19 protein-coding genes are annotated in these 22160 nt (G+C 65.4%); 3 read left to right on the top strand and 16 right to left on the bottom strand.

Annotated elements, in window-relative coordinates:
* Positions 1-125 precede the first annotated feature (125 nt).
* From ASF53_RS22120 to ASF53_RS22095, 6 genes are all read right to left on the bottom strand, one after another.
* Entirely contained in the window at positions 126-1823 is a 1698-nt protein-coding gene (locus ASF53_RS22120; RefSeq protein WP_056203821.1) for a methyl-accepting chemotaxis protein, read from the bottom strand.
* Positions 1824-2434: 611 nt separating this feature from the next.
* On the bottom strand, positions 2435-2980 hold the full coding sequence (locus ASF53_RS22115; protein ID WP_056203819.1) for a YciE/YciF ferroxidase family protein: 546 nt from the start codon (positions 2978-2980) through the stop codon (positions 2435-2437).
* A gap of 210 nt (positions 2981-3190) precedes the next feature.
* On the bottom strand, positions 3191-4195 hold the full coding sequence (locus tag ASF53_RS22110) for a magnesium transporter CorA family protein (RefSeq protein WP_056203817.1): 1005 nt from the start codon (positions 4193-4195) through the stop codon (positions 3191-3193).
* A gap of 25 nt (positions 4196-4220) precedes the next feature.
* Positions 4221-5075, bottom strand: a complete 855-nt coding sequence (locus ASF53_RS22105) for an SDR family oxidoreductase (RefSeq protein WP_056203814.1) — start codon at positions 5073-5075, stop codon at positions 4221-4223.
* Positions 5072-5935, bottom strand: coding sequence for an SDR family NAD(P)-dependent oxidoreductase (locus ASF53_RS22100; RefSeq protein WP_286134628.1), 864 nt, complete (start codon positions 5933-5935; stop codon positions 5072-5074). The genes ASF53_RS22105 and ASF53_RS22100 overlap by 4 nt, the downstream gene beginning before the upstream one ends.
* A complete protein-coding gene (locus ASF53_RS22095) occupies positions 5932-6696 on the bottom strand; it encodes an enoyl-CoA hydratase-related protein (protein WP_056203809.1) in 765 nt (254 codons plus the stop codon). Before ASF53_RS22095 ends, ASF53_RS22100 begins: the two co-directional genes overlap by 4 nt.
* Positions 6697-7128: 432 nt before the next feature.
* On the opposite strand from ASF53_RS22095, the gene ASF53_RS22090 reads away from it, so the two are divergent.
* Positions 7129-7572 carry a DMT family transporter gene (locus tag ASF53_RS22090; protein WP_056203805.1) on the top strand — a complete coding sequence of 148 codons (444 nt, stop codon included), beginning with the start codon at positions 7129-7131 and terminating at the stop codon, positions 7570-7572.
* Positions 7573-7670: 98 nt separating this feature from the next.
* Here ASF53_RS22090 and ASF53_RS25410 read toward each other — a convergent pair whose 3' ends face one another.
* From ASF53_RS25410 to ASF53_RS22085, 3 genes are all read right to left on the bottom strand, one after another.
* A complete protein-coding gene (locus ASF53_RS25410; protein WP_082482933.1) occupies positions 7671-9785 on the bottom strand; it encodes a DEAD/DEAH box helicase in 2115 nt (704 codons plus the stop codon).
* On the bottom strand, positions 9785-10714 hold the full coding sequence (locus ASF53_RS25405; RefSeq protein WP_082482923.1) for a HamA C-terminal domain-containing protein: 930 nt from the start codon (positions 10712-10714) through the stop codon (positions 9785-9787). The genes ASF53_RS25410 and ASF53_RS25405 overlap by 1 nt, the downstream gene beginning before the upstream one ends.
* Positions 10715-11608: 894 nt before the next feature.
* Entirely contained in the window at positions 11609-12631 is a 1023-nt protein-coding gene (locus ASF53_RS22085; RefSeq protein WP_056203802.1) for a KpsF/GutQ family sugar-phosphate isomerase, read from the bottom strand.
* A 251-nt stretch (positions 12632-12882) separates the two neighbouring features.
* On the opposite strand from ASF53_RS22085, the gene ASF53_RS22080 reads away from it, so the two are divergent.
* Entirely contained in the window at positions 12883-14649 is a 1767-nt protein-coding gene (locus tag ASF53_RS22080; protein WP_056203799.1) for an outer membrane beta-barrel protein, read from the top strand.
* 12 nt (positions 14650-14661) lie between these two features.
* On the opposite strand, the gene ASF53_RS22075 is transcribed toward ASF53_RS22080, so the two are convergent.
* The 7 genes from ASF53_RS22075 to ASF53_RS22045 form a co-directional block, all read right to left on the bottom strand.
* Entirely contained in the window at positions 14662-15225 is a 564-nt protein-coding gene (locus ASF53_RS22075) for an AprI/Inh family metalloprotease inhibitor (protein ID WP_056203796.1), read from the bottom strand.
* A gap of 242 nt (positions 15226-15467) precedes the next feature.
* Positions 15468-16292, bottom strand: a complete 825-nt coding sequence (locus ASF53_RS22070) for a succinate dehydrogenase iron-sulfur subunit (protein ID WP_056203795.1) — start codon at positions 16290-16292, stop codon at positions 15468-15470.
* Positions 16293-16347: 55 nt separating this feature from the next.
* Complete coding sequence (locus ASF53_RS22065) at positions 16348-16908, bottom strand: hypothetical protein (protein ID WP_056203955.1); 561 nt, start codon at positions 16906-16908, stop codon at positions 16348-16350.
* Between the two features lie 44 nt (positions 16909-16952).
* On the bottom strand, positions 16953-18770 hold the full coding sequence (gene sdhA, locus ASF53_RS22060; protein ID WP_056203792.1) for a succinate dehydrogenase flavoprotein subunit: 1818 nt from the start codon (positions 18768-18770) through the stop codon (positions 16953-16955).
* 29 nt (positions 18771-18799) lie between these two features.
* Complete coding sequence (sdhD, locus tag ASF53_RS22055) at positions 18800-19219, bottom strand: succinate dehydrogenase, hydrophobic membrane anchor protein (RefSeq protein WP_004446649.1); 420 nt, start codon at positions 19217-19219, stop codon at positions 18800-18802.
* Between the two features lie 8 nt (positions 19220-19227).
* Positions 19228-19629: a succinate dehydrogenase, cytochrome b556 subunit gene (gene sdhC, locus ASF53_RS22050; protein WP_056203789.1), complete on the bottom strand. Its 402-nt coding sequence runs from the start codon at positions 19627-19629 to the stop codon at positions 19228-19230.
* Positions 19630-19756: 127 nt separating this feature from the next.
* Entirely contained in the window at positions 19757-21082 is a 1326-nt protein-coding gene (locus tag ASF53_RS22045) for an SLC13 family permease (RefSeq protein ID WP_056203786.1), read from the bottom strand.
* A gap of 177 nt (positions 21083-21259) precedes the next feature.
* Between ASF53_RS22045 and ASF53_RS22040 the strand changes: the two genes are divergently transcribed.
* A complete protein-coding gene (locus ASF53_RS22040; protein WP_056203783.1) occupies positions 21260-22150 on the top strand; it encodes a LysR family transcriptional regulator in 891 nt (296 codons plus the stop codon).
* Positions 22151-22160 lie beyond the last annotated feature (10 nt).

Genomic DNA, 22160 nt, shown 5'->3' with positions numbered 1-22160 from the left:
GCACGGTTATGCTGCCGGCGAGTGGTCGGGGTCCACATGGCACGTCCAGATCAGGCTTCAGCACCCTTCTGGAATCACCGCCATCCCGGCCACTCAACCCCGGCCAGACATTATCGGACGGGCTCTTAGGCCGCGCGAATCGTCGCGAGGAAGCGTTGGACCTCGGCGGACAGGTGCTCGGACTGACGCGACAGCTCCGAAGCCGACATCAGCACCTGGCTCGCGGCAGCCCCCGTTTCCTCGGAGGCCTCGGCCACTCCGCCGATATTGGTCGTGACCTCGCTGGTTCCCACCGAAGCTTCGGCGACGTTGCGCACGATCTCCTGCGTCGCCGCGCCCTGCTGCTCGACCGCCGCCGCGATCGTCGCGGTCACCGCGTTGATCTCCCGGATCCGCGTGGTGATCGAGCCGATCGCACCCACCGCCTGCCCGGTCGCCCCCTGGATCTGGCCGATCTGGCCGGAGATTTCCTCGGTGGCGCGGGCGGTCTGGTTTGCCAGCTCCTTCACCTCGGCGGCGACGACGGCGAAGCCGCGACCGGCTTCGCCGGCCCGTGCCGCCTCGATGGTGGCGTTGAGCGCGAGTAGGTTGGTTTGGCTCGCGATGTTGGCGATGAGGTTCACTACGTCGCCGATCCGGGTCACGGCCCTGCTCAACTCGGTGACGTGGGAACCCGTCTCGTCCGCCTCGGCCACCGCCTGCTGGGCGAGGTTGGCCGAACCGGAGACCTGCCGGCCGATTTCCTGCACCGATGCACCGAGCTCCTCGGCGGCGGAGGCGACGGTGTTGACGTTCGCGGATGCCTCCTCCGCGGCCGAGGCGACGCTGGTCGATCGGGTGGCGGTCCTCTGAGCCGTCGAGGTCATCTGCTGTGCCGTCGCCTGCAACTCGGTCGCCGAGGAGGAGACCATGCCGACGATGCCGCCGACCGCCCCCTCGAAGCCGTCGGCGAGCTCCATCATCGTGCGCTTGCGCTCAGCCGCCGCGGCGGTCTCGGCGATCTGCCGTCGCTCGGCGTCCTCGGCCGCCTTCCGGGCCACCATCGTCTTGATGCCCTCGACCGCCCGTCCCACGGCGCCGATCTCGTCGCCGCGCGCGGCTTGACGAATCGTGGAGTCGATCTCGCCCTGAGCCATCCGGTTCAGAATGGAGACGAGCTGCGAGAGCGGCCGGGTAATGCCGAACACGACGATCGCACCGGAGAGCACGGCGGCCAGAAGCAGGGCGACCGCCGCCATTACGATCAGCTGGGTGACGGCCGTTCTGACATCCCGCTCGAGTTGGCTCGCGCCGGCCTGCATCTCCTCGGTGATCTTGTGCGTGCGCGCGTCCACCAGCTCGGTGAGCTTCGCACGCGCGGGCTGAACTTCCTCCTCCACGATCGTCATCGCGGCATCGACCTCGTTCCTGCTGCCAAGAACGATGGTCCTGTCGACGATGGCGAAATAGGCTTCGGCGAGTTTGCGAACATCGTTGCCGAATTTGATGCGTGCGGGCGTGTCCGCCAGGGCAATCAGCCGATCGATGTTTTTGTAAACACCGCTGACGGTGGCGTCGTATCGTGCCTTGTATCGGTCGATCTTTTCCTTTCTGGGGGTGATGATGAGGTTGCGGCTGAGCAGGGTCGCCTCCGCAACACCGGCCTGAGCCTTGAGATAAGCCTCCTGCCGCACCGTCAGAACGTCGGCGACATAGCGGGACTGGATGGCGATCCCTTCGAACGTCGCCCGCTCGTGCAGAATAAGGGCGATGGCCATGGCAGCCATCAGGACGAGCGGCGCGCATAGCTTCAAGAAGACACTGGCATTGTTGATATATTTCATTTCACGTCAGTCCACCGCTCGGTGCCTCATGGATCTATTGGAAAAGCGGGGCAACTATTGAATAACGGGTTAAAGGCCCGTGATCGAATTTAATCCCTTGGAAGCAATGGCCTTTGTAAAAAAGATGTCAGTGTAGAGGCAGGGCATCAGGAACTTGGGTCGGCCGAAAACCCCGTGCCGGTCAGGCACGCAGCGGGCGCAGAGGTGGCGCCGGACACGCCATTCAAGGGCCGGCTTCCCGCTCGCGGATGACTGAACCGGGTTCCGCTTGATCCCAGCGGGGATCGTATCCGTAAGCCCGCGCGGCGCCCGAGCGACGTCCAAATCCGCCATCCCGAAGGGATCAATCGGATTTGGTATGAAATCCGCCCGGCGAAGATCAACCCGGCCTCGAGAGCACGCTTTCAAAGGCTCTCCGAGCGGGAAGAACGCGCGCGATTCGAATGGGCGTGGCGGCCGCGATACCGAGTGTCGGAAGGGGGCCGGGAGACGTCCGGAACGAAAAAAGGGGCGCCCTTTGAGGGCGCCCCTTTCCTGATCTGGCTTGCCTGTCCGCGATCTGCGGCCCGTCTCGCGGCAGGATCCTTGGTCCTGCCGCGTGCCCCGTGGGATCAGGCGCTCTTGCGCCGTCCCTTGCCCTTCGTTTCGCCGGCCTCGGCCTCCTCTTCGGAGCCCTCGGTGTTGATGCGCTCGGCGATCTGCGAGAGCAGTTCGTCGGTCTTCTTCTCTTCCTGAAGGGTCTCGTCGAGCAGCTTGGCGGCGTCGGCGTAGCCGAGCTGGGTCGCCCAGGTCTTGAGCGTGCCGTAGCGGGCGATCTCGTAATGCTCGACCGCCTGGGCGCAGGCCGCCAGCACCGCGTCGGCGGCCGGGCTGTCCTCGAAATCCTCCAGATCCTCCTCCATCTCGGAGGTCAGCCCCTGCATCGCCTCGCAGGTCTTGGCGCGGGCCGGCTTACCGATGAGCTCGAACACCTGCTGCAGGCGCTCCACTTGGTTGGCGCTCTCCTCGGCATGGGTCTCGAACGCTTGGCGGAGTTCGTCATGTTCAGCCGCCTTGGCCGACTTCTTCAGCGCACGCACCGATTGCTTTTCCGCGTAATAGACGTCCTTCAACGTCTCGTAGAACGCGTCGTGCAAGGTCTTCTGCTTGGTGGCCATGGAATTTCGTCTCCTGAGTGCTGAACGAGGGGGCTGGGGGAGTGATCTCACCGTCAGCCGGCACCTTAAGAACGTGAGTTCAGGCGACCGGGTCCGAAAATTCTCTTGGGGGGAGGCCGTAAAATTCCGGGAACCTCGGCCGGTGGGGCGGGGGTTTCCGGGATTCGTTCGGAGGCCGGGTCGCCCACCCCCGGCACCGCGCGGAGGGGCCTATAGCCACTTCTTCCAGCGGAAGAACACGTAAGGCAGCACGGCGGCCACCACCATCATGCCGACGGCGGCGGGGTAGCCGAAATGCCAGTCGAGCTCCGGCATGGTCTTGAAGTTCATGCCGTAGATCGAGGCGATCAGGGTGGGGGGCATGAACACCACCGCCATGACCGAGAACAGCTTGATGATGTTGTTCTGCTCCAGGTTCACGAGGCCGAGCGTCGCGTCGAGCAGGAACTGGATCTTGGCCGAGATGAAGGTCGCGTGCTCTTCGAGCGATTGCAGGTCGCGTAAGGTCGAGCGCACGTCCTCGCGCAGCTCGCGCGGGGCCTTGGCGGTGCGGTAGGTCGCCGAGAGCGAGAGCAGGATGCGCTCCATCGAGACGAGGCTCTCGCGCTGCTTCGAGATCAGGTCGCCGTAGCGCCCGAGCGAGCGCAAGGTGTCCTGCAGCGCGTTGTTGCGCGAGGACGGATCGCCCTTCTCCTCGAAGATTTTTCGCGAGAGGCGATCGATGCGCTCGCCCTGGAGCTGGAGCACGTCGGCCGCGCGGTCGATCACCGCCTCGATCAGCCCGGCCAGGATCGACTCGCCCGAGACCGAGCGCGACGGCCCGTTGCCCGTCGCCCGGCCGGCGCGCTGGGTGTACATCCGGAACGCCTGCGGCTCCTCGTAGCGCACGGTGATGAGCCGGTTGTCGCGCAGGATGAAGGTGATGCCGGCCAGGCCCGGCTCCTCGGAATCGCTGACGCGCGAGAGCACGCGGCCCGTCATGTAGCGGGCGCCGGCCTCGACATAGAGCAGCTCGGAGGGCTCGATGTCCTTCATCTCCTCGCGGGTCGGCACGGTGATGCCGAGGAAGGATTCGACCTTCACCTCCTCCTCCCGCGTCGGGCGCACGAGGTCGAGCCAGACCGTGTCCTCGGAGATCGGCTCCTGCAGTTCGAGGTAGCGGCGCTCCAGCACCGTCTGGGAGCCGCCCGCAACGGGCTTGTGGGTGAAGATCAACGGATGTGACCTGTCGGATGAGGCTTCAGTCGAGTGCCCCGGGCGGGGCGACGCTTGTGTCTGGCACGAAGAAGTCCGGCGCAAGCGGAACGCCTGCTGTGACGCGGTATTTTGAAAAGTCCGTGACGCCTTCCTCACTCAGAACCGTGTCGTCGATGAGGAAATGCCCGGTGAAGCCCTTGGCCTCCCGCAGGAACACGGCATGCGCGGCATCCGCCATGATCTCCGGCGTGCGGCTCGCCTGCATCAGCGCGTCGCCGCCGAGCAGGTTCTGCACGGCGGCCGTGGCGATGGTAGTGCGCGGCCACAGGGCGTTGACGGCGATGCCTCTTCCCCGGAGTTCTCCGGCGAGCCCGAGCACGCAGAGCGACATGCCGAACTTGGCCATCGAGTAGGCCAGATGCGGCGCGAACCATTTCTCCGCCATGTCGAGCGGCGGCGAGAGCATCAGGATATGCGGGTTCTCCGCCCGCTCCAGATGCGGGATCGCGTATTTGCTGACCATGTAGGTGCCGCGCGTGTTGATCTGATGCATCAGATCGAAGCGCTTCATCTCGGTCCTGGGCGTGTTCGACAGCGAGATCGCGCTCGCGTTGTTGACCACGATGTCGATCCCGCCGAATTCTTTTGCGGTTTCATCCAGCGCCGTCTTCACCGCCTCCTCGTCGCGGACATCGACGGTGAGCGGCAGCGCCCGGCCGCCGGCCCGCTCGATGGCTTCGGCGGCGGTGAAGATCGTGCCCTCCAGCTTCGGATGCGCCTCTGCGGTCTTGGCCGCGATGGCGACGTTGGCGCCGTCGCGGGCGGCGCGCAGGCCGATGGCGAGCCCGATGCCGCGCGAGGCGCCGGTGATGAACAGCGTCTTCCCTGACAAGCTCATGCGTCATCCTCTCCGATCCGGAAGCGCTCCGGCTGGCGGCCGTCGGCATCGGTGAAGCCGTAGGCGCGGGCGAGATCCCCGACATGGACCGTCCGCCCCGCCCGGTCCAGCACGGCGGGGTCGGCGGCGAGCGCCGCGAGCGCCCGGCCGGCATAGAGCGGGCTCTCGGTGGCGAGCGCCTCCTGGCCGAGATCGCGCACCCGCTCGGTGGCGACGAAGCCCGGCGAGAGGCTGAGCGCGCAGACGCCGTGGGGCGTCAGCTCGGCGGCGCAGGCGAAGGCGAGCCGGTTCGTCGTCGCCTTGGCGAGGTCGTAGTAGAAATCGCCGAGATAGCCCTCCTCGGTGCCGAAGGAGACGAAGGCGATCAGGCCGGCGCGGGCGGCGACCATGGCGGGCGCCACGGCGCGGGCCAGCAGCAGTCCGGGATAGGGCCCCGTCCCCAGGAACTGCGAGAACGGCTCGGCCGAGCGGCGCCAGAACGGCGTGCCCCAGGCGGCGCCGTCGGGGTAGCGCTCGCCGTCATAGCCCTCGTTGCCGCCCCAGACGCTGGAGGCCGCGACATCGATCCGCCCGAACCGGCGAAGCGCCCAGTGCACGAGTTCGTCCACCGCCCGCTCGCTTGTGTGGTCGCACAGGTAATGGTGCCCCTCGCCGCCGGCCGCATCGACCTCGCGGGCGGTGTCCTCGATCGCTTCCGCGCGCGTCTCGGTGCGCCGCCCGGTCTCGGAGGAGCGCGCGGTGACGATCACCGTCGCGCCCGCCTCCCCCAGCCCGCGGGCGAGCCCGCGCCCGACCCCGCGCGAGGCCCCGGCCACGAGGCAGACTTTTCCCCGCAGCGAGGGTGTGACGGGGGCGCTCACGCCTTGCCGGCGAGGAAGCGGGCGAGCCGCGCCTGCGTCTCGGGATCGCGCAGGCCCGCCTCGAAGGCCTGCGCCTCGGCCTCGATCGCCGCCTCGACCAGCCCCTGCTCGCCGCGCATCAGCGCGCGGGTCGCCTGCACCGCCCGGCGCGGCAGGGCGGCCAGCCGCGCGGCCTGCGCCAGCGCGTGCGCCTCCAGCGCCTCGGAGGGCAGTTCCGCGTTGGCGAGCCCGAGCGCCACGGCGGCCGCGCCGTCGAACGGCTCGCCGAGCAGCAGCAGCGCCGAGGCGCGGGCGAGGCCGATCCGGCGCGGCAGCAGGTGGCTGGCGGCGGCCTCCGGCACCACGCCGAGTTCCACGAACGGCATGCGGAAGCGCGCCTGCGGCCCGACATAGACGAGGTCGCAATGCAGCGTCAGCGTCGTGCCGACGCCGATGGCGAGCCCGTCCACCGCCGCGACCATCGGCGTGCGGGTGCGGGCGAGCTGCCGGATGAAGCGCAGGGCCGGCATCTCGGAAAACGCGTCGCGCGGCGCCGTGCCGGCGGCGAAGAAGTCGGCCAGATCGTTGCCGGCGGTGAAGGCGCCGGGCAGCCCGGCAAACACCACCGCCCCGATTTTTTGGGACTCGTCGTCGGCGCCCGTCAGCGCCGCCGTGGCGGCGTCGTACATCGCCCCGGTCAGCGCGTTCTTCTTGGCCGGGCGGTTCCAGCGGATCAGGCGGACGCCCCCCAAAAGATCCTCGATGGTGATGGCTTCGCTCATCCGCCCTCGCCCCACGCGCCGATCCCGAAAGCCGTCGCCGCCGTGACGGCATCGGCCCCCCGCCCCACCCTTCTTCCCGCGGCGACGCTTTGTCGAGGGGCCATCGGCGCGGTTCGGGCGCGCGCCCGCGGGGCGGGTTCACGGCCCCGCGCCCCCTCCCCGTCCGTCCGGGGCCGCGCAACCCGGCCGCGCGGCGGCCAACCGTGCGGCATCACGGGCGGCGTCCGGGTTCGCGGGCCGGCGCCCCGGACGGAGGGCGGCGGGGACGGGCGGCCCGAGCCGCCCTGCGCGCGGCCGGCCGGGTCGATCCGCGCGCATCGCCCGAACCCAAGCCCCGTCGGCCGGCCGCGCCGGCCCCGACGCCCCTTCTTGCAGGGCGGTCCCGGTGTCGCACCCGCGAAACTTGGCGGTCCGCGTCTCGGATGACGGGCTATGTGGTCACTCTACGCTCTCACGATCCTCGCCGGCCTCGCCAACGCGATCCAGCCGGGACAGAACGCGACGTTGTCGAAGTCGCTCGGCCTGCCGGTGACGGCGGCCCTCCTGACCCTGCTGGTCAGCACCGCCGGCCTGCTCGCGGGCGGCCTCGCCCTGGGCAAACTCGAACTCCCCACCGGCCAGCAACTCGGGCAGGTGCCCTGGTGGGCGTGGCTCGGCGGTTTTTTGAGCATCCTGCTGATCCTGGCCCAGCTCTACGCCTCCCCCGCCATCGGCGCGGCGACCTTTTTGGGCATCATCGTCACCGTGGGCGTGCTCGCCTCGCTCGTGCTCGACCACTTCGGCTGGATCGGGTTCCCGATGCACCCGGCGGGCGCTTTCCGCATTGCCGGGGCGGTTTTGATGGTAGTTGGGGTGGGTTTGGTGGCTATGTTTTAGTTTGAGAGACGAGCATGTCTCATTGGACACCCGATTCGATACCAGTCTATTGGTATAGACGGGATCATTCTAATTATAAAATTAAATTATAAATATTCTCATCGTATATGGTCGATGATCACTGGATTCTCAGGAACAATGCCATCGAAGAAGAATCGAATCACATATTTGTCGAAATTGCTTAAGCCCTCAGTCTTGAGTATCTCATCTAATCCAAGCTGACGAAATAAAATTAGTGCGCGGCGCAGGTCAAGTTCACTGCTTGTAAAATTGATAAGTCCTGAACGATGTATTTTCCGAGAAATCATACGTGGCAAACCATATTCCTCAAGATGATACACGGCCGGAGGAAGGAAGGCATGACTAAGTTTACCAACGAAGCCGCCAATATCAATCGAAGGGTTGATTATGATTTTTTGAAGTTCATTGACGTCGTTTAATAAAGTAGCGAGCTTGAAAGTTATCGCGCGTTCAAGTTTGAAAAAATCTTCAATATCAATATTATGCGGCGAGAGCGCACTAAGGAGCTGTGGTATATCACTTTGCCAATTGCGGGCCAATGCTTTAGTCACAGTAACTACGTTTGACCAAGACGCATCCCATCCTGATGGTTTGAGACCAACTACTTTGTAAAGCATCCTGTCCCAATCGTTTGGATTTTCTGAATTCAAATATCCAAATCCCCGCCACTCCTGAGGACTGGACGCAAAATTTCTTGCAAGAGATAGTAGAAAATCGGAGTCGCTATCTTGTAATGCACCATCTTTTCTCAGCTTGGAGAAGTTTTCAGGTCCAATAATGCTCGACATCTGATTCTTATATTCAACAATACGTTCTATCTGTTTTTCAGTTAGGCTAGCTTTATCTTGACTCTCGTCGAGGCTGCCCAAAATTCCATCTGGAAACGAAATATCAAGTTGAGTCTCTTCTTCCGGTGGAGGAGCATCGAGTAAGTAAATGTGACCAATAAAGTGTTTGAACATCCGACCACCACGGCCGATAATATTTCTATATGTAAAATCCTTCAGGTTGCTGCGCCCTAATTTGCTTTTCCAAACTATTACATTTTGTGCAGATGTATTGACCCCTTCAATGATTGAGGACGTGGAAACGATACTATCGAAGCCTTTCTCGTGCTCGAAGAGACGTATTTGGAGTTGGCTCAAGCAGCGATGCATTTGCCCGTTATGAACACCAACTCCCCTCTCAGCGAGGTCTGCTACCGACCAATTGGGCTGATAATTCGTACGAAGCCAGCGAGCAAAATGCGACGTATGCGGCCTATCAACTTTGGTCATGTGTTTGATGACTAAAGTTGATATATTTCCTATTTCAGAGTATGTGCCGGCGTATATCAGAGATTTTTCCGTCCTTTTTGATATAATTTTCAGGAGCGCATTCCCTTTTCTGGCGACATCACCTTTAATTTCCTTGTATATTTCGTGTTTTTCCAAAAACACAGTGTTAAAATCTAGTAGCTCGATAAACTCCATGTCGCGAGTAAACACGTTATCGGCTAGCTTTTTTATATTTGGGGCGAGGTAGTAGCGCTGCTTAGCGCTGCGCGAAAGTTTCAAAATTGCTTTGATGAGGGATGGCGCCCGTTCCTTGTCATGTGCAATGCTGGCCTTGTAGAATTCATCAATAACTAGCAGATCTATACTAGGCAGTTTTTCTGCGTATCCGAACGCGCGCTCTTGTGGAAATATTAAGATGTTGCGGCTCTCAAGAGGGGTATCGGCTGCAGTCACTATATTGTATTCTCGCGAGAATTTTTTATATAGACGCCGACGAGTCTCGTCCATTAATGCGATGGTTGGAACAATAATAACTATTGTATTTGGCTGCTTTGCTGCTATAAATGCATCGATGATGAAACTTTTTCCAAAGCTTGTTGGAGCGCTCACTGCGATGTTTTTCCCGCTGAGCAACTTTGATAAAACACTTGATTGCTCGCGGTGAAGCGTTGCTGTCCGGTTTCCTACATCAACAGCGAATGCCTCATGAACAAACTTTTGATCCCAAGTTGCGTTCTCAAGTTGCAAATAAGGGAAAAGCCCGGTTGTTCGAATTAATTGATTAAGAACTTGTGGGTACGGATTTTTCCGCCCGTCTATCGTGCTAAGTAACTTTATCAGCAAGTTGCGAGCTGCAAGGCTATTCCCCGCATTTAGTAAGTCGTTTATCTCAGAGCAGGTGGCAAATATTTCCATTACGCAACTCCCTTATAGAACGTTGCTGTGGCAGTAAATTTTTCGACAATGGCTTTTTTGTTCGGAACGGGAAACAAGATCATGTGGAAATTTATTTTATCATATAGATGTACTGTTGATGATTTGGATTTCTGCTTTAGAAAGTAAGATCCGGCGCGCTCAGTGTGATATTTAATGATCGATTGTTTGTACGTTGCCGATAAATCGGAGCAGGCCGCAGTTTTAGTGCATTGATGCAATATTAGAATCGGAACATGAATCCGGGGTTTGATCAGGTCAATCGATATCTGGTTGCTCAACGATGCCTTGATTTTTTCTCGTAAAGCAGCGGGAATATTTAGAATATCGATATCAGATACATTTGTTATTATAGAGTTCTCCTTCTTTAATTTATCCGTACCTAAGCTCGTATATACGGATGTAACTATGGCATCTAAACGAGCGTCAGCTATAGAATTATAGAATTTTGCCTCACCGAACCAAAGAGTGAAATCGGTTGCTTCTGCATTAAGGACGATATGAACACTATCTGCTCCCTTTGCGTTGTCTTGAGTATTTTGTTTGTAAAATATTTTTGGAACAACAGGTAGGGCTTTATAGTGATTCTTCATCAAGCCATAAAGAAAAACTTCAGCAATTTCGCTCCCCTGGCCAACTTCATCTTTATCTGTGAGTCTCAAGTTCCGGGCGGCTGCTACTAAGCTGGAGTGACTCTGATCGTATAAAGCTGCGCGTTCTTGTTCTGACAAAGCCGTCTGGGCAATATTGTCCCATAAATAGCTCTGAAATCTCTTGTATCTCCACTTGCCATCCTCAAAGTCGTTTGCGAGGCTCAGTACGCGTTTGTTTAGCAAGCTCTGAAGCTGGGAAATGGTTGAAATATTTGAGAGAGAATCGTCTATGAATGTGTCAAACGCTACGCTAGCCATACCGGTAAGACCACGATTTTAGCGTCGAAGGACGAAGCATTCCGCCTCGCATGTGTCCTCGGAGCTTACACTAGGTTGCGTTCGCTGCAACGAGCCACATTGCTGGAACCTGCTGCGGCGTATTTCGCAGTTACATGATAAATTCCTTGACAAAATAGACAAAAAATCCTACAACCCACCCCACTCGCCTCCCGGACCAACCGGGGGAGCTTTTCCGGTGACCGGCCGGCGAGGCTCGTTGGGAGGTGGGGTGGTTCCCGCGTCGGTGGCCCGGTCGCCATCGCCTCGGGCGCTGTGCGCGACACAACGCCAACGCGGGATGGGGCCATAGGCCGGTCTCGGGTCGGCGCCCAGGAACAACCGGAGCCGGGCCCAATACGAGGTCCGGTGCGGACGAGTCCGCCCATAGCCGTCTGCCGAGGTTCCCTCTCCCCTCACGGGGAGGCGGGCCGAGGGTCCCACAGCGCCTAGATCCGGGGTCGATGCCGGTGGAGAGACCGTGACGCCAAAACGGAGGGACGGCTTCCCGTGATGGGGAAGCGGCCCCTCCGCGGGACGCCGGGAAACCGGCAAAGTCTCACATACCCATCCGGAGGTTTCGCGGCGTCCCGCGTCCCCCTCGGGGTTTGTATCCGATGCGTATCCCGCCGGCCGATCGGCCAGCCGTCCTCCGGGTCCGGATTCAGGGCTGCGGGGGGAAACGTGTTTTCGAGACGACGCTCTTCGACCGGTCGGGGCGACGGGCGCGTCCGAGCCTCGGCCTCATCCGGAGGTGCCGGCGCGGCGGCTTTGAGCGGCGTTCCCGACGTCGCGCAATGTCCGAGGCATCCTTCGAGGCCGCGTCGCGGCCCCTCGGGATGCGGCGGCGGGTGGGCGGACGGGCCTTCCCGCGCCTCAGGCCACGCCGGTGCGCAGCAGGTCGTGGTAATGCACGAGGCCGACGGGGCGGCCCTGGTCCACCACCACGAGCGCGGTGATCTTCATCGCCTCCTGGATCTGAAGCGCCTTGGCGAGCAGGGTCTCGGGCGTGATCGTGCGGGGGTTCTTCGTCATCACCGCCTCGACCGGCAGGCGGTCCAGCCCCTCGCGGGAGAAGACGGCGCGGCGCACGTCGCCGTCGGTGAGGATGCCGGCGAGCGCGCCCGCCTCATCGACCACGAGGACCGAGCCGAACCCCTTGGCGTCGATCTCGGCCACGGCCGCCCGCATCGCGGTGCCGAGGGCCACCACGGGCAGGTGCGTCCCGCCATGCATGACCTCGCGCACCTGCCGCAGCGAGGCGCCGAGCCGGCCGCCGGGATGGAACACGGAGAAGTCGCGGGCGGAGAAGCCGCGGGCCTCCAAGAGCGCCACGGCGAGCGCGTCGCCGAGCGCGAGCTGCATCGCCGTCGAGGTGGTAGGGGCGAGCCCGTTCGGGCAGGCCTCCTTGGCCTTCGGCAAGGCGAGGCAGGTGTCGGCCTCGCGGCCCAGCGTCGAGGCGGCGTTCGAGGTGATCGCCACGAGGCCGACGCGGTAGCGCCGGGTGTAGCCGATGATGTCGGCCAGTTCCGTGGTCTCACCCGACCACGACAGCGCCAGCACCACGTCGTCGGGCTGGATCATGCCGAGATCGCCGTGGCTCGCCTCGGCCGGGTGGACGTAGAGGGCGGGCGTGCCGGTGGAGGCGAAGGTCGCCGCGATCTTGCGGGCGACGTGGCCGGACTTGCCCATCCCGGTGCAGATCACCCGGCCGCGCGCCGCGCCGATCCGCTCGACGGCCTGCGCGAAGGGCTCGCCGAGGCCGTTGTCGATCGCGGCCATCAGGCAGGCCAGGCCCTCGCGCTCGGTCTCGATGGTCCGCAGCGCCGAGGCGATGGCGGGCGCCCGCGCCGCCCCGTCCGTCCGGTTCCGGTCCTCGATCCGCTGTGCCAGGGCCATGAAGCTGTCGTTTCCGTCTCGAAGCCCGGCGCCGGGCTCTCGCGATTCCTTATCCGCCCTCTTCGCCCGCGACTGTGGCCGCACGGGGGCTACCCACCGCGGGACAGGCCGCGGGTTCGCCCCGCAACGGCACGTTAACCATGCTCGATGTAGCCCCGTTAACCATGGGGCGCCGGCCGGACACGGAACGCCGCCCCGTCCACGGGCCGCCGGCCGTATCCAGGGCAATCTGCACGGAAAGAGCGCTGCCGGTGTCACGCGAGCGGCCGAACGGGGACAAGCACGGGGGGCGCCGCGGGGCGCTCGCTCTGGCGCTGCTCCCTGCCCTGCTCGGGGCGCCCGCCCTGGCGCAGGAGACGCCCGCCCCGTCGCAGGCCGAGCCCGCCCCGAGCACGGCGTCGAACCCGCGCGCGCGCACCCCCTCCGAACCGGCGACCGCGGGCCGCCCGCGCCGCTCCGCCTTCGACGCGCCGAGCGCCCTTCGCGGCACCGGCGCCTTCTCGTCCCCCGCCCCGCTCGGCAGCGGCACGAGCACGAATCCGGCCCCCTCCCCCGAGAGCGAGGAGCCGACGGTGGCGCGCCTGCCGCGCTTCCGCAGCGCGACGAGCCTGCCCGGCTCCGCCGCGACGCGGGGCATCCCGGCCCGGCCCTCTCTCTTGCGCCTGCGCGCGGCGCCCCCGCGCCGGCTCGGCTCGGCCACCCGCCAGATCACGCAGACCCGCACGCAGCAGACGATCACCGATCTGCGCCTCACCCCGGTGATCCAGACGCCTGTCTCCGGCGTGCCGCTGCCGGCGCCGATCCTCGGGCTCGGCCTGCCCAACGCCGCCGGGCTGCTGCTCGGCACCGCGCTCCGCCGGCCGATCCCCGCCGACACCGCCTATGCGCCGCTTGGCATCCACCTCGGCACCTTCACGCTGCTGCCGGCCTTCACCCAGAGCGTCGGTTACGATTCGAACCCCGACCAGATCGGCGGCAACCGCCTGCGGCCCTCCCTGACGCTCCGCAGCGAGGCGGAACTGGCGCTGCGCAGCGAGTGGTCGGCGAGCGAACTCACCGCCGAGATGCGCGGCAGCTACCTCGAATATCCGCAGAGCCCCGAGGCGAGCCGCCCCAATGCGGTGGGCACCGCCCGGATGCGCATCGACGTCGACCGCGACACCCGCATCGATCTGGAGACCCGCTTCCTGCTCGACAGCCAACGCCTCGGCAGCCCGGATCTCGGCGCGGGCGGGGCGACGAGCCGGCCGATTTTCGCCACCTACGGCGCCACGGCGGGGGTGCAGGAAAACTTCAACCGGCTGCAACTCTCGCTGCGCGGCTCGATCGACCGCTCGGTCTTCGAGGATGCGCAGCTCGGCAACGGCACCACGATCATCCAGAGCGACCGCGACGCCAACCAGTACGGCCTGCGCCTGCGCGCCGGATACGAGATCTCGCCCGCGATCACGCCCTTCGTCGAGACCTTCCTCGATACCCGCGTCTACGACACGCCGGTGGACCAGTTCGGCCTGCGCCGCGATTCCGACGGCGTCGCTTTCACCGCGGGCGCGACGGTGGCGCTCAACAGCACGCTGACGGCGGAGATCTCGGGCGGGCTGCAGCACCGCTCCTACATCGATCGCACGCTGCAGGACATCACCGCGCCGGTCGTCAACGCGGCTTTGGTCTGGTCGGTCTCGCCGCTGACCACGGTGCGGTTCAACCAGCAGACCGGGATAATCGAGACCGCGGTGCCGGGCTCCAGCGGCGCTTTCACCGACGCCGCCACGCTCGAAGTGCAGCACGACCTCTTGCGCAACTTCTCGATCACGCTGGGTGGCGCTTACCTCTCCACCAACTACGACGGCGTGCGCATCCGCGAGCGGGGCTATTCCGCCACCGCCCGGCTCGATTACCGCTTCAACCGCTGGCTCGCCTTACGCGGCAGCTACATCTACTCGACGCTGAACAGCACCATCCCGCTCTCGACCTACGAGGCGCATACGGTGCTGCTCGGGGTGCGGGTGAACCCCTGAGGGGAGCGCGCCTCAGCGGGCCATCGAGAGCTGCGCGCCGGATTTCGAGAGCGCACCTTCGAGTCCGCCGCCGGCCTGCCGCAGGCGCGCGGTGACGGTGCCGCCCGGCTGGTAGAGATAGACCTCGCCATCACGGAAATCCCAGGCCGAGACCTTGGCGAGATCCTTGTTGCCGCAACCCGCGGCCGAGGCCTTGTAGAGGTCGAGCGAGGGCGTGCTCGACAGCGAGACCTTGCAGCTTCCCGCCGCATCGGTGGCGTTCCACGAGCCCACCACCGAGGAGCGCCCGGTCGCGACCACCGGCGGCGGCGCGGGCGGGGGCGGCGGCTCGATCGCCTGCGAGGGGGCGGCGGCGACGCTCGGGGGCGGCGGCTCGCCCGGTGCGGCCGAGGCGCCCGGCGGGGGCGCGAGCGGCTCGCTCGTCACCGTGCCGGCGGGCAGAGCGGGCGTGGCGGATTCGAGCGCCGCCTGGGGCCGCGGACGCTCGCGGGGCCCCTCGAAGCGATTGGAGGCGCAGGCGCCGACGCTCGCGGCCAGCGCGAGACAGGCGGCTTTCGACAGGAACCCACGCGTCATCAAAGACCCCCCACACAAACACGCAACGGTCGCGCTTGCCCTCAGGGCCAAATGCGCTTGCGGCAAGGCAGGCTGCATGCCGAGGCCGGGAAAAGCCGTACACGCCCAGGTTTTTGCGGCGGTGTGGCGGCCCTGCCTCAGTCGAGGAGCCCCGCCCCTGGCGTGCCGAAACGGCGAGAGCCGCGCCTGGATCGGGCGCGGCTCTCGAGCATCGTCTCGGTGGTTGTCCTGCGGCGAAGAAATCAGACTTCGCGCTCGACCATCATCTTCTTGATCTCGGCGATCGCCTTGGCCGGATTGAGATTCTTCGGGCAGGTGTTGGCGCAGTTCATGATCGTGTGGCAGCGGTAGAGCCGGAACGGATCATGCAGCCCGTCGAGGCGCTCACCGGTATTCTCGTCGCGGCTGTCGATCAGCCAGCGATAGGCCTGGAGCAGGGCTGCCGGACCGAGGAACTTGTCGCCGTTCCACCAGTAGCTCGGGCAGCTCGTGGTGCAGCAGGCGCACAGGATGCACTCGTACAGGCCGTCGAGCCGGGCGCGGTCCTCGGGCGTCTGCTTCCACTCCTTCTCGGGCGCGGGCGTCTCGGTCTGAAGCCAGGGCTCGATCGATGCGTGCTGGGCGTAGAAGTTGGTCAGATCCGGCACGAGGTCCTTCAGGACCGGCATGTGCGGCAGCGGATAGATCTTCACCGCCCCGTCCTTGTCCTTGCGGGTCAGGAACGGCAGGGCGTTGTCGGGGCTCTTGCACTCGTCGATGCCCATGGTGCAGGCGAGCGCGTTCTGGCCCTCAATGTTCATGGCGCAGGAGCCGCAGATGCCCTCGCGGCAGGAGCGGCGGAAGACCAGCGTCGGATCGACCTTGTTCTTGATCCACAGCAGGGCGTCGAGGACCATCGGGCCGCAATCGTCGCGATCGACCTTGTAGGTGTCGATGCGCGGGTTCTTCCCGTCATCCGGGTTCCAGCGATAGATCCGGAACGTCTGGAGGTTCTTTGCCCCGTCCGGCGCCGGCCAGGTCTTGCCTTCGGTGACCTGGGAGTTCTTGGGAAGATTGAACTGGGCCATGTCCTGTGCCTCTGAGGTGCGGCGGCCTTGCGGCGCGCTCCGAGTTGCGAAAATCCTATTGCCGGTCGAGCCAGCCGGTCATGAACTGCTCGGCTTCCGCCTTCGGAGCTTGCTTCGCGGTCGGGCCGGACAGGCGGAACTTCACGAATTGGCCGCGCAGACCGGTGAGGCAGAGCAGGCTCTCGGTGGGGCCGAGGGCCGGGTGGTCGATGGCGAAGGCGCGGCAGGTGAACTTGGCGCCCGCTTCCCCCGGCAGGCGCACCGCGCCGCGATCCTCGCTGCCACGGTAGATGCCCTGCGCCACCGCCGTCCTGACGTCGCTGGCCGCCTGCGCGAGCTGCCCGGTGACCGCCGGTGAGGACGGCCCGTCGGGGATGTTCGCCACACCAGCATCGTAGACGTAGACGTCCGCCTTCCAGCGCTCGTTCGTGTAGACGACGGAGTAGCCGAGGCCCGGTGCCCGAGCCTCGTAATCCGTGCGGGGGCCGCGACTGAACCCGGCGACCTCGGCCGGGAAGTCGAAATCCGGTCCCCGCGCCGTGGCCGACACGATCAGCAGCAACCCCGCCGCGGCGAACAGGACGGCCTGCACGAGGCGACGCGGGGCCGGGATCATCGTCCCCGCCCCTCCCCGCTCGACCGACGGCGCCGCGGGCTGCATCAGTACACCCGTGCCTTCGGCTCGATGTACTGGATGTCGTTCGACATCGTGTAGGTGTGGACCGGGCGGTAATCGATCTCGACGCCGTGCTTGGATTGGTCGAGCCACGCGAGCGTGTGCTTCATCCATTCCTTGTCATCGCGGTCGGGGAAGTCCTCACGGGCATGCGCGCCGCGGCTTTCCTTGCGGTTGACCGCCGATTCCATGGTCACGACCGCCTGACCGATCAGGTTGTCGAATTCCAGGGTCTCGAGCAGATCGGTGTTCCACACCAGCGAACGGTCGGTGATCGCGATGTCGGAGACGCCGCGCCAGACCTCGTGGATCAGGCCCTTGCCCTCCTCCAGCACCTCGCCGGTGCGGAAGACGGCGCAGTTGTTCTGCATCGTCCGCTGCATCCGGTCGCGCAATTGCGCGGTCGGGGTGCCGCCGTCGGCGTAGCGGAAGCGGTCGAGGCGCGCGAGCGCCTTGTCGGCCGAGCCCTTCGGCAGTTCCGGCTGGCGGGCATCGGGCTCGACGATGTCGGCGCAGCGCAGGCCGGCGGCGCGGCCGAACACCACGAGGTCGATCAGCGAGTTCGAGCCGAGGCGGTTGGCGCCGTGCACCGAGACGCAGGCGGCCTCGCCCAGCGCCATCAGGCCGGGCACGACCGTGTCGGGGTTGCCGTTCTTGAGGGTCAGCACCTCGCCGTGGAAGTTCGTCGGGATGCCGCCCATGTTGTAGTGGACCGTCGGCAGGACCGGGATCGGCTCCTTGGTCACGTCCACGCCCGCGAAGATTTTTGCCGATTCCGAGATGCCCGGTAGGCGCTCGTGCAGGATCTTCGGGTCGAGATGGTCGAGATGCAGGAAGATGTGGTCGCCTTCCTTGCCGACGCCGCGCCCGTCGCGGATCTCCATGGTCATCGAGCGTGAGACCACGTCGCGGGAGGCGAGATCCTTGGCCGACGGCGCGTAGCGCTCCATGAAGCGCTCACCCTCCGAGTTCGTGAGGTAGCCGCCCTCGCCGCGGGCGCCTTCCGTGATGAGGCAGCCGGCGCCGTAGATGCCGGTGGGGTGGAACTGCACGAACTCCATGTCCTGCAGCGGCAGGCCGGCGCGCAGCACCATGGCGTTGCCGTCACCGGTGCAGGTATGGGCCGAGGTCGCCGAGAAGTAGGCGCGGCCGTAGCCGCCGGTGGCGAGGATGGTCTGCTGGGCGCGGAAGCGGTGGATCTCGCCGGTGGCCTGATCGATCGCCAACACGCCGCGGCAGCGGCCGTCCTCGTCCATGATCAGGTCGAGGGCGAAGTACTCGATGAAGAACTGGGTCTTGTTCTTCACCGCCTGCCCGTAGAGCGTGTGGAGCATGGCGTGGCCGGTGCGGTCGGCCGCGGCGCAGGTGCGCTGGGCGGTGCCCTTGCCGTAATCCGTGGTCATGCCGCCGAAGGGCCGCTGGTAGATCTTGCCCTCGTCCGTACGCGAGAAGGGCACACCCCAGTGCTCCAGCTCGTAGACGGCGGCGGGGGCGTTGCGCACGAGGTACTCGATCGCGTCCTGGTCGCCGAGCCAGTCCGACCCCTTCACGGTGTCGTACATGTGCCAGCGCCAGTCGTCCGGGCCCATATTGCCGAGCGAAGCGGAGATGCCGCCCTGCGCCGCCACGGTGTGCGAGCGGGTCGGGAACACCTTGGTGATGCAGGCGGTGCGCAGGCCAGCCTGGGAGCAGCCGACCGTGGCGCGCAGACCCGCGCCGCCGGCGCCGACGATCACCACGTCGAAGGTGTGGTCGATGATGGCGTAGGCGGGCGCGCCGCCGTTCATTCCGTTGGAGGCCATGGCGTGAATCCTTGGTTCCGTGACGACGATCAGGCGAGGCCGCCCAGGCTCACGCGGAGGATCGCGTAGAGGCAGGCGGCGGCCACTGCGACCGCGTAGAAGGTGTTGGCGATGAGCGCCGCGAACTTGAGGCCGTGGCTGTGCACGTAGTCCTCGATGACCGTCTGCATGCCGAGACGCATGTGGATCGTCACCGACACCACGGCCAGGATCAGGATGATCGCAACGAGCGGGTGCGACACCAGCGCGACCGCCTGCGGATAGGTCCGCCCGGCCATCAGCGCGATGATGACCACGAAGGCGAGCATCAGGAGCGCGTTCGAGGCGCCGGTCAGGCGCTGCAGCCAGAAATGGCCGGCGCCGTGGCCCGAAGCGCCGAGGCCCTTCACCCGGGCGCGGGGCGTGCGCATGGAGAGCGCGGTGTTCTGGCGATTGTCGACCTGGGACATGGCGAGCCTCAGCGCACGAGCAGGGCGATCGCCCAGATCACGATGGTCAGGGTGATGGAGCCGATCAGCGTGGCGCGGGCGAGCGCCAGGCGACGGTCGCGGTCGAAGCCGTAGCCCGCATCCCAGATGAAGTGGCGAAGGCCGCCGAGCATGTGGTGCAGCAGCACCCAGGTATAGGCGAACAGGATGGCGCGCCCGGCCCACGAACCGAAGAACCACGCCACCGTGTCGTAGGCGCGCGGACCGGAGGCGAGCGCCACCAGCCACACCGCGACGAGGAAGGTGCCGCCATAGAGCGCCGTGCCGGTGACGCGGTGGAACACCGACATCGCCATGGTCCATGTCCAGCGGTAGATCTGGAGATGGGGTGAGAGCGGCTGGGCGACCGTAGGTCTGACGGTTGGGTTCATCGCGGCTCACGATCCTCGCGTCGAAGACTGGATAAATTCCAGGGAAGGGTTAGGGCGCTCGGCTCTGGCCGGCAATGCCGGTGCTGCGGTGCAGCATTGGTCAAGCTGACGATCGCGCGGATCTGTCTCATGCCAGTCTCCCGGTCAGCCTGAACCAGAAATAGGCAAGAGGGGTCGCAACGATGAGCGAGGCGACGCCCGTGGCGAGGGTGAGCTTGGTCGCGTTGGCCAGGGACAGGCGGCCGAGATCCATCGTCATGATGATGGGCGGCGCCTGATAGGGCAGGAACAGCGTCGAGTAGCCGACCACCTGCACCATCAGCACGCTCATCAGGTCGAAGCCGCTGGCCCGCGCGAACTCCTCCGCCAGCGCCGTGTAGAGGGCCGGCGCGCCGTTGGCGGTGGCGGTGAACAGGAAGCCGATCGACAGGCCGGTCAGGGTCGCGAAGTTCTGGGCGGGCGCGCCCGGCTCCAGCGGGGCGACCGCGAGGAGCGCATGGCCGAGATCGGCCCCGAGCCCGGTCTCGTTGACCACCGCCGTCAGCCCGAACAGGGCGGCGACGTAGAAGCAGGTCCGCAGCGGGATCTCACCGAAACTCGCCGAGGACAGGACGCCGACGCCCGGCAGCAGGCAGATCACCGCGGCGGCGAGCCCGATCCAGGCCGGCGGGATGCCGTGCCAGCCGTCGCTCAGCCAGAGCGCCAGCATCACGGCAAGGATCACCGAGAGGCGCCGCTCCTCGGCCGATAACGGCGGCAGCGGCGGCAGTTCGGGCCGCGTCCCGTCGAGGCGATCAGGAAAGATCAGGATCGTGCAGGCGACGAGCAGCGCGCCCTTGACGAGGCCGAGAACCGGAGCATGCAGAAAGAGATACGGCAGATAGCTGAGATGGATATCAAACAGCGTCTCGGCGGTGCCGGCCATGACGAGGTTCGGCACGTTGGCGGGCAGGATCGCCGCCGAGAGCATCGGCGTGGCGATCCCGAAGGCGAGCAGCGCTCCCGTCCGGCCCGGTCGCCCGGCCTCCAACCCGAAGGCGTCGCACAGGGCGATCACCACGGGCACCATCAGGGCGATGCGGCCGAGATTGGACGGCATCACGAAGGCCAGCGCGAAGGAGAAGGCAACGAGCCCGGCGATGAATCCCGGATAGGAGGCCGGCAGCCGCGCCGCCAGCCTGCGCGCGAGCCGGTCGCCCAGCCCTGTCCGGTTCATGGCGAGCCCGACCACCATGCCGCTCGTCACCAGCCAGAAGGCGGAGGAGGCAAAGCCGGAAAACACCGTCTGCGCCGGGGCGAGCTTGAGCAGCATCGCCAGCGCGAAGAACATCAGCGCCGTGACGATCTCGGCCACGAGCCCGGTCGCCCACAGCCCCATGCACAGCACGAGCAGGCCCCCGGCCGCGACGACCGTGCCCTGTCCCCCGAAAATGCTGGCGGTTGCCGCGCTCATGAGTGCGCTTCAAACGCGAATTGGAAGCGTTCGCAATTCGGCTTTCGTGGTGGGTGCCTTCGCCGCTCGCGAAGGCTGATGCCCGGCTCACGCTCTTGTGATAGGCTTTATGACCCTTCCTCGCTCCAACCCGCGCGAATGCGGCGGGGCAGAGCGCCTTGTTGAATTCAACCTGTGATGCGCTTCGATCTCGTCGATCTGAACCTGTTCCGCCACGTCGTCGAGGCCGGTTCGATCACTCATGGGGCCGAGCGGGCGAACCTCGCGCTCGCCGCCGCCTCGGCGCGGGTGCGGGCGATGGAGACGTCGCTTGGCGCGGCACTTCTCGTCCGCGGGCGCCAGGGTGTGACGGTGACGCCCGCCGGCCGCACCCTGCTGGCCCATGCCCGCGAGATCATGGGCCAGATCGAGCGGCTGCAAGGCGATCTTTCCGTGTTCGCGGGCGGCGCGGTCGGCCAGATCCGGGTTCTATCGAACACCAACGCGCTCACCGAATTCCTGCCCGAGGCGCTTTCCGCCTATCTCGCCCTGCACACCGGGGTCAGCGTCGATATCGAGGAGCGAACCTCCGACGAGATCGTCGGCATGGTGGCCGACGGGGCGGCCGATCTCGGCATCGTCGCGGGCACCGTCGATACCGGCACGCTCCAGACCTTCCCCTTCCGCCACGACCGCTTCGTGGTGGTGGTCGCCGCCGGCCACCCGCTCGCCGGCCGCGACAGCCTCGGCTTCGCGGAGGTGCTGGAGCACGATCTCGTCGGCCTCGACCGGCCGAGCGCCCTGACCCGCTTTCTCGCGGCCAAGGCCTCCCGCATCGGCCGGCCGATGCGGCTGCGGGTTCAGTTGCGCAGCTTCGACGCGGTCTGCCGCCTCGTGGAATGCGGCGTCGGCCTCGGCATCGTGCCGGAAACCACCGCGCGGCGGGCCAAGCGCACGATGAGCATCGCGCCCGTCCCGCTGGAGGATCCCTGGGCGGCGCGCGACCTCAAGCTCTGCCTGCGCGATCTGGCAGGCCTTCCGCCCTTCGCGCAGGATTTCGTGGCGCATCTGCGTGCGGCCGACGCCTGAGGCGCCGTCG

It is taken from the genome of Methylobacterium sp. Leaf123, from assembly GCF_001423405.1.
Classification (GTDB): Bacteria; Pseudomonadota; Alphaproteobacteria; order Rhizobiales; family Beijerinckiaceae; genus Methylobacterium.
Note: the sequence above shows the minus strand (reverse complement) of the source record. Positions and strands in the feature narration are given on the sequence as shown.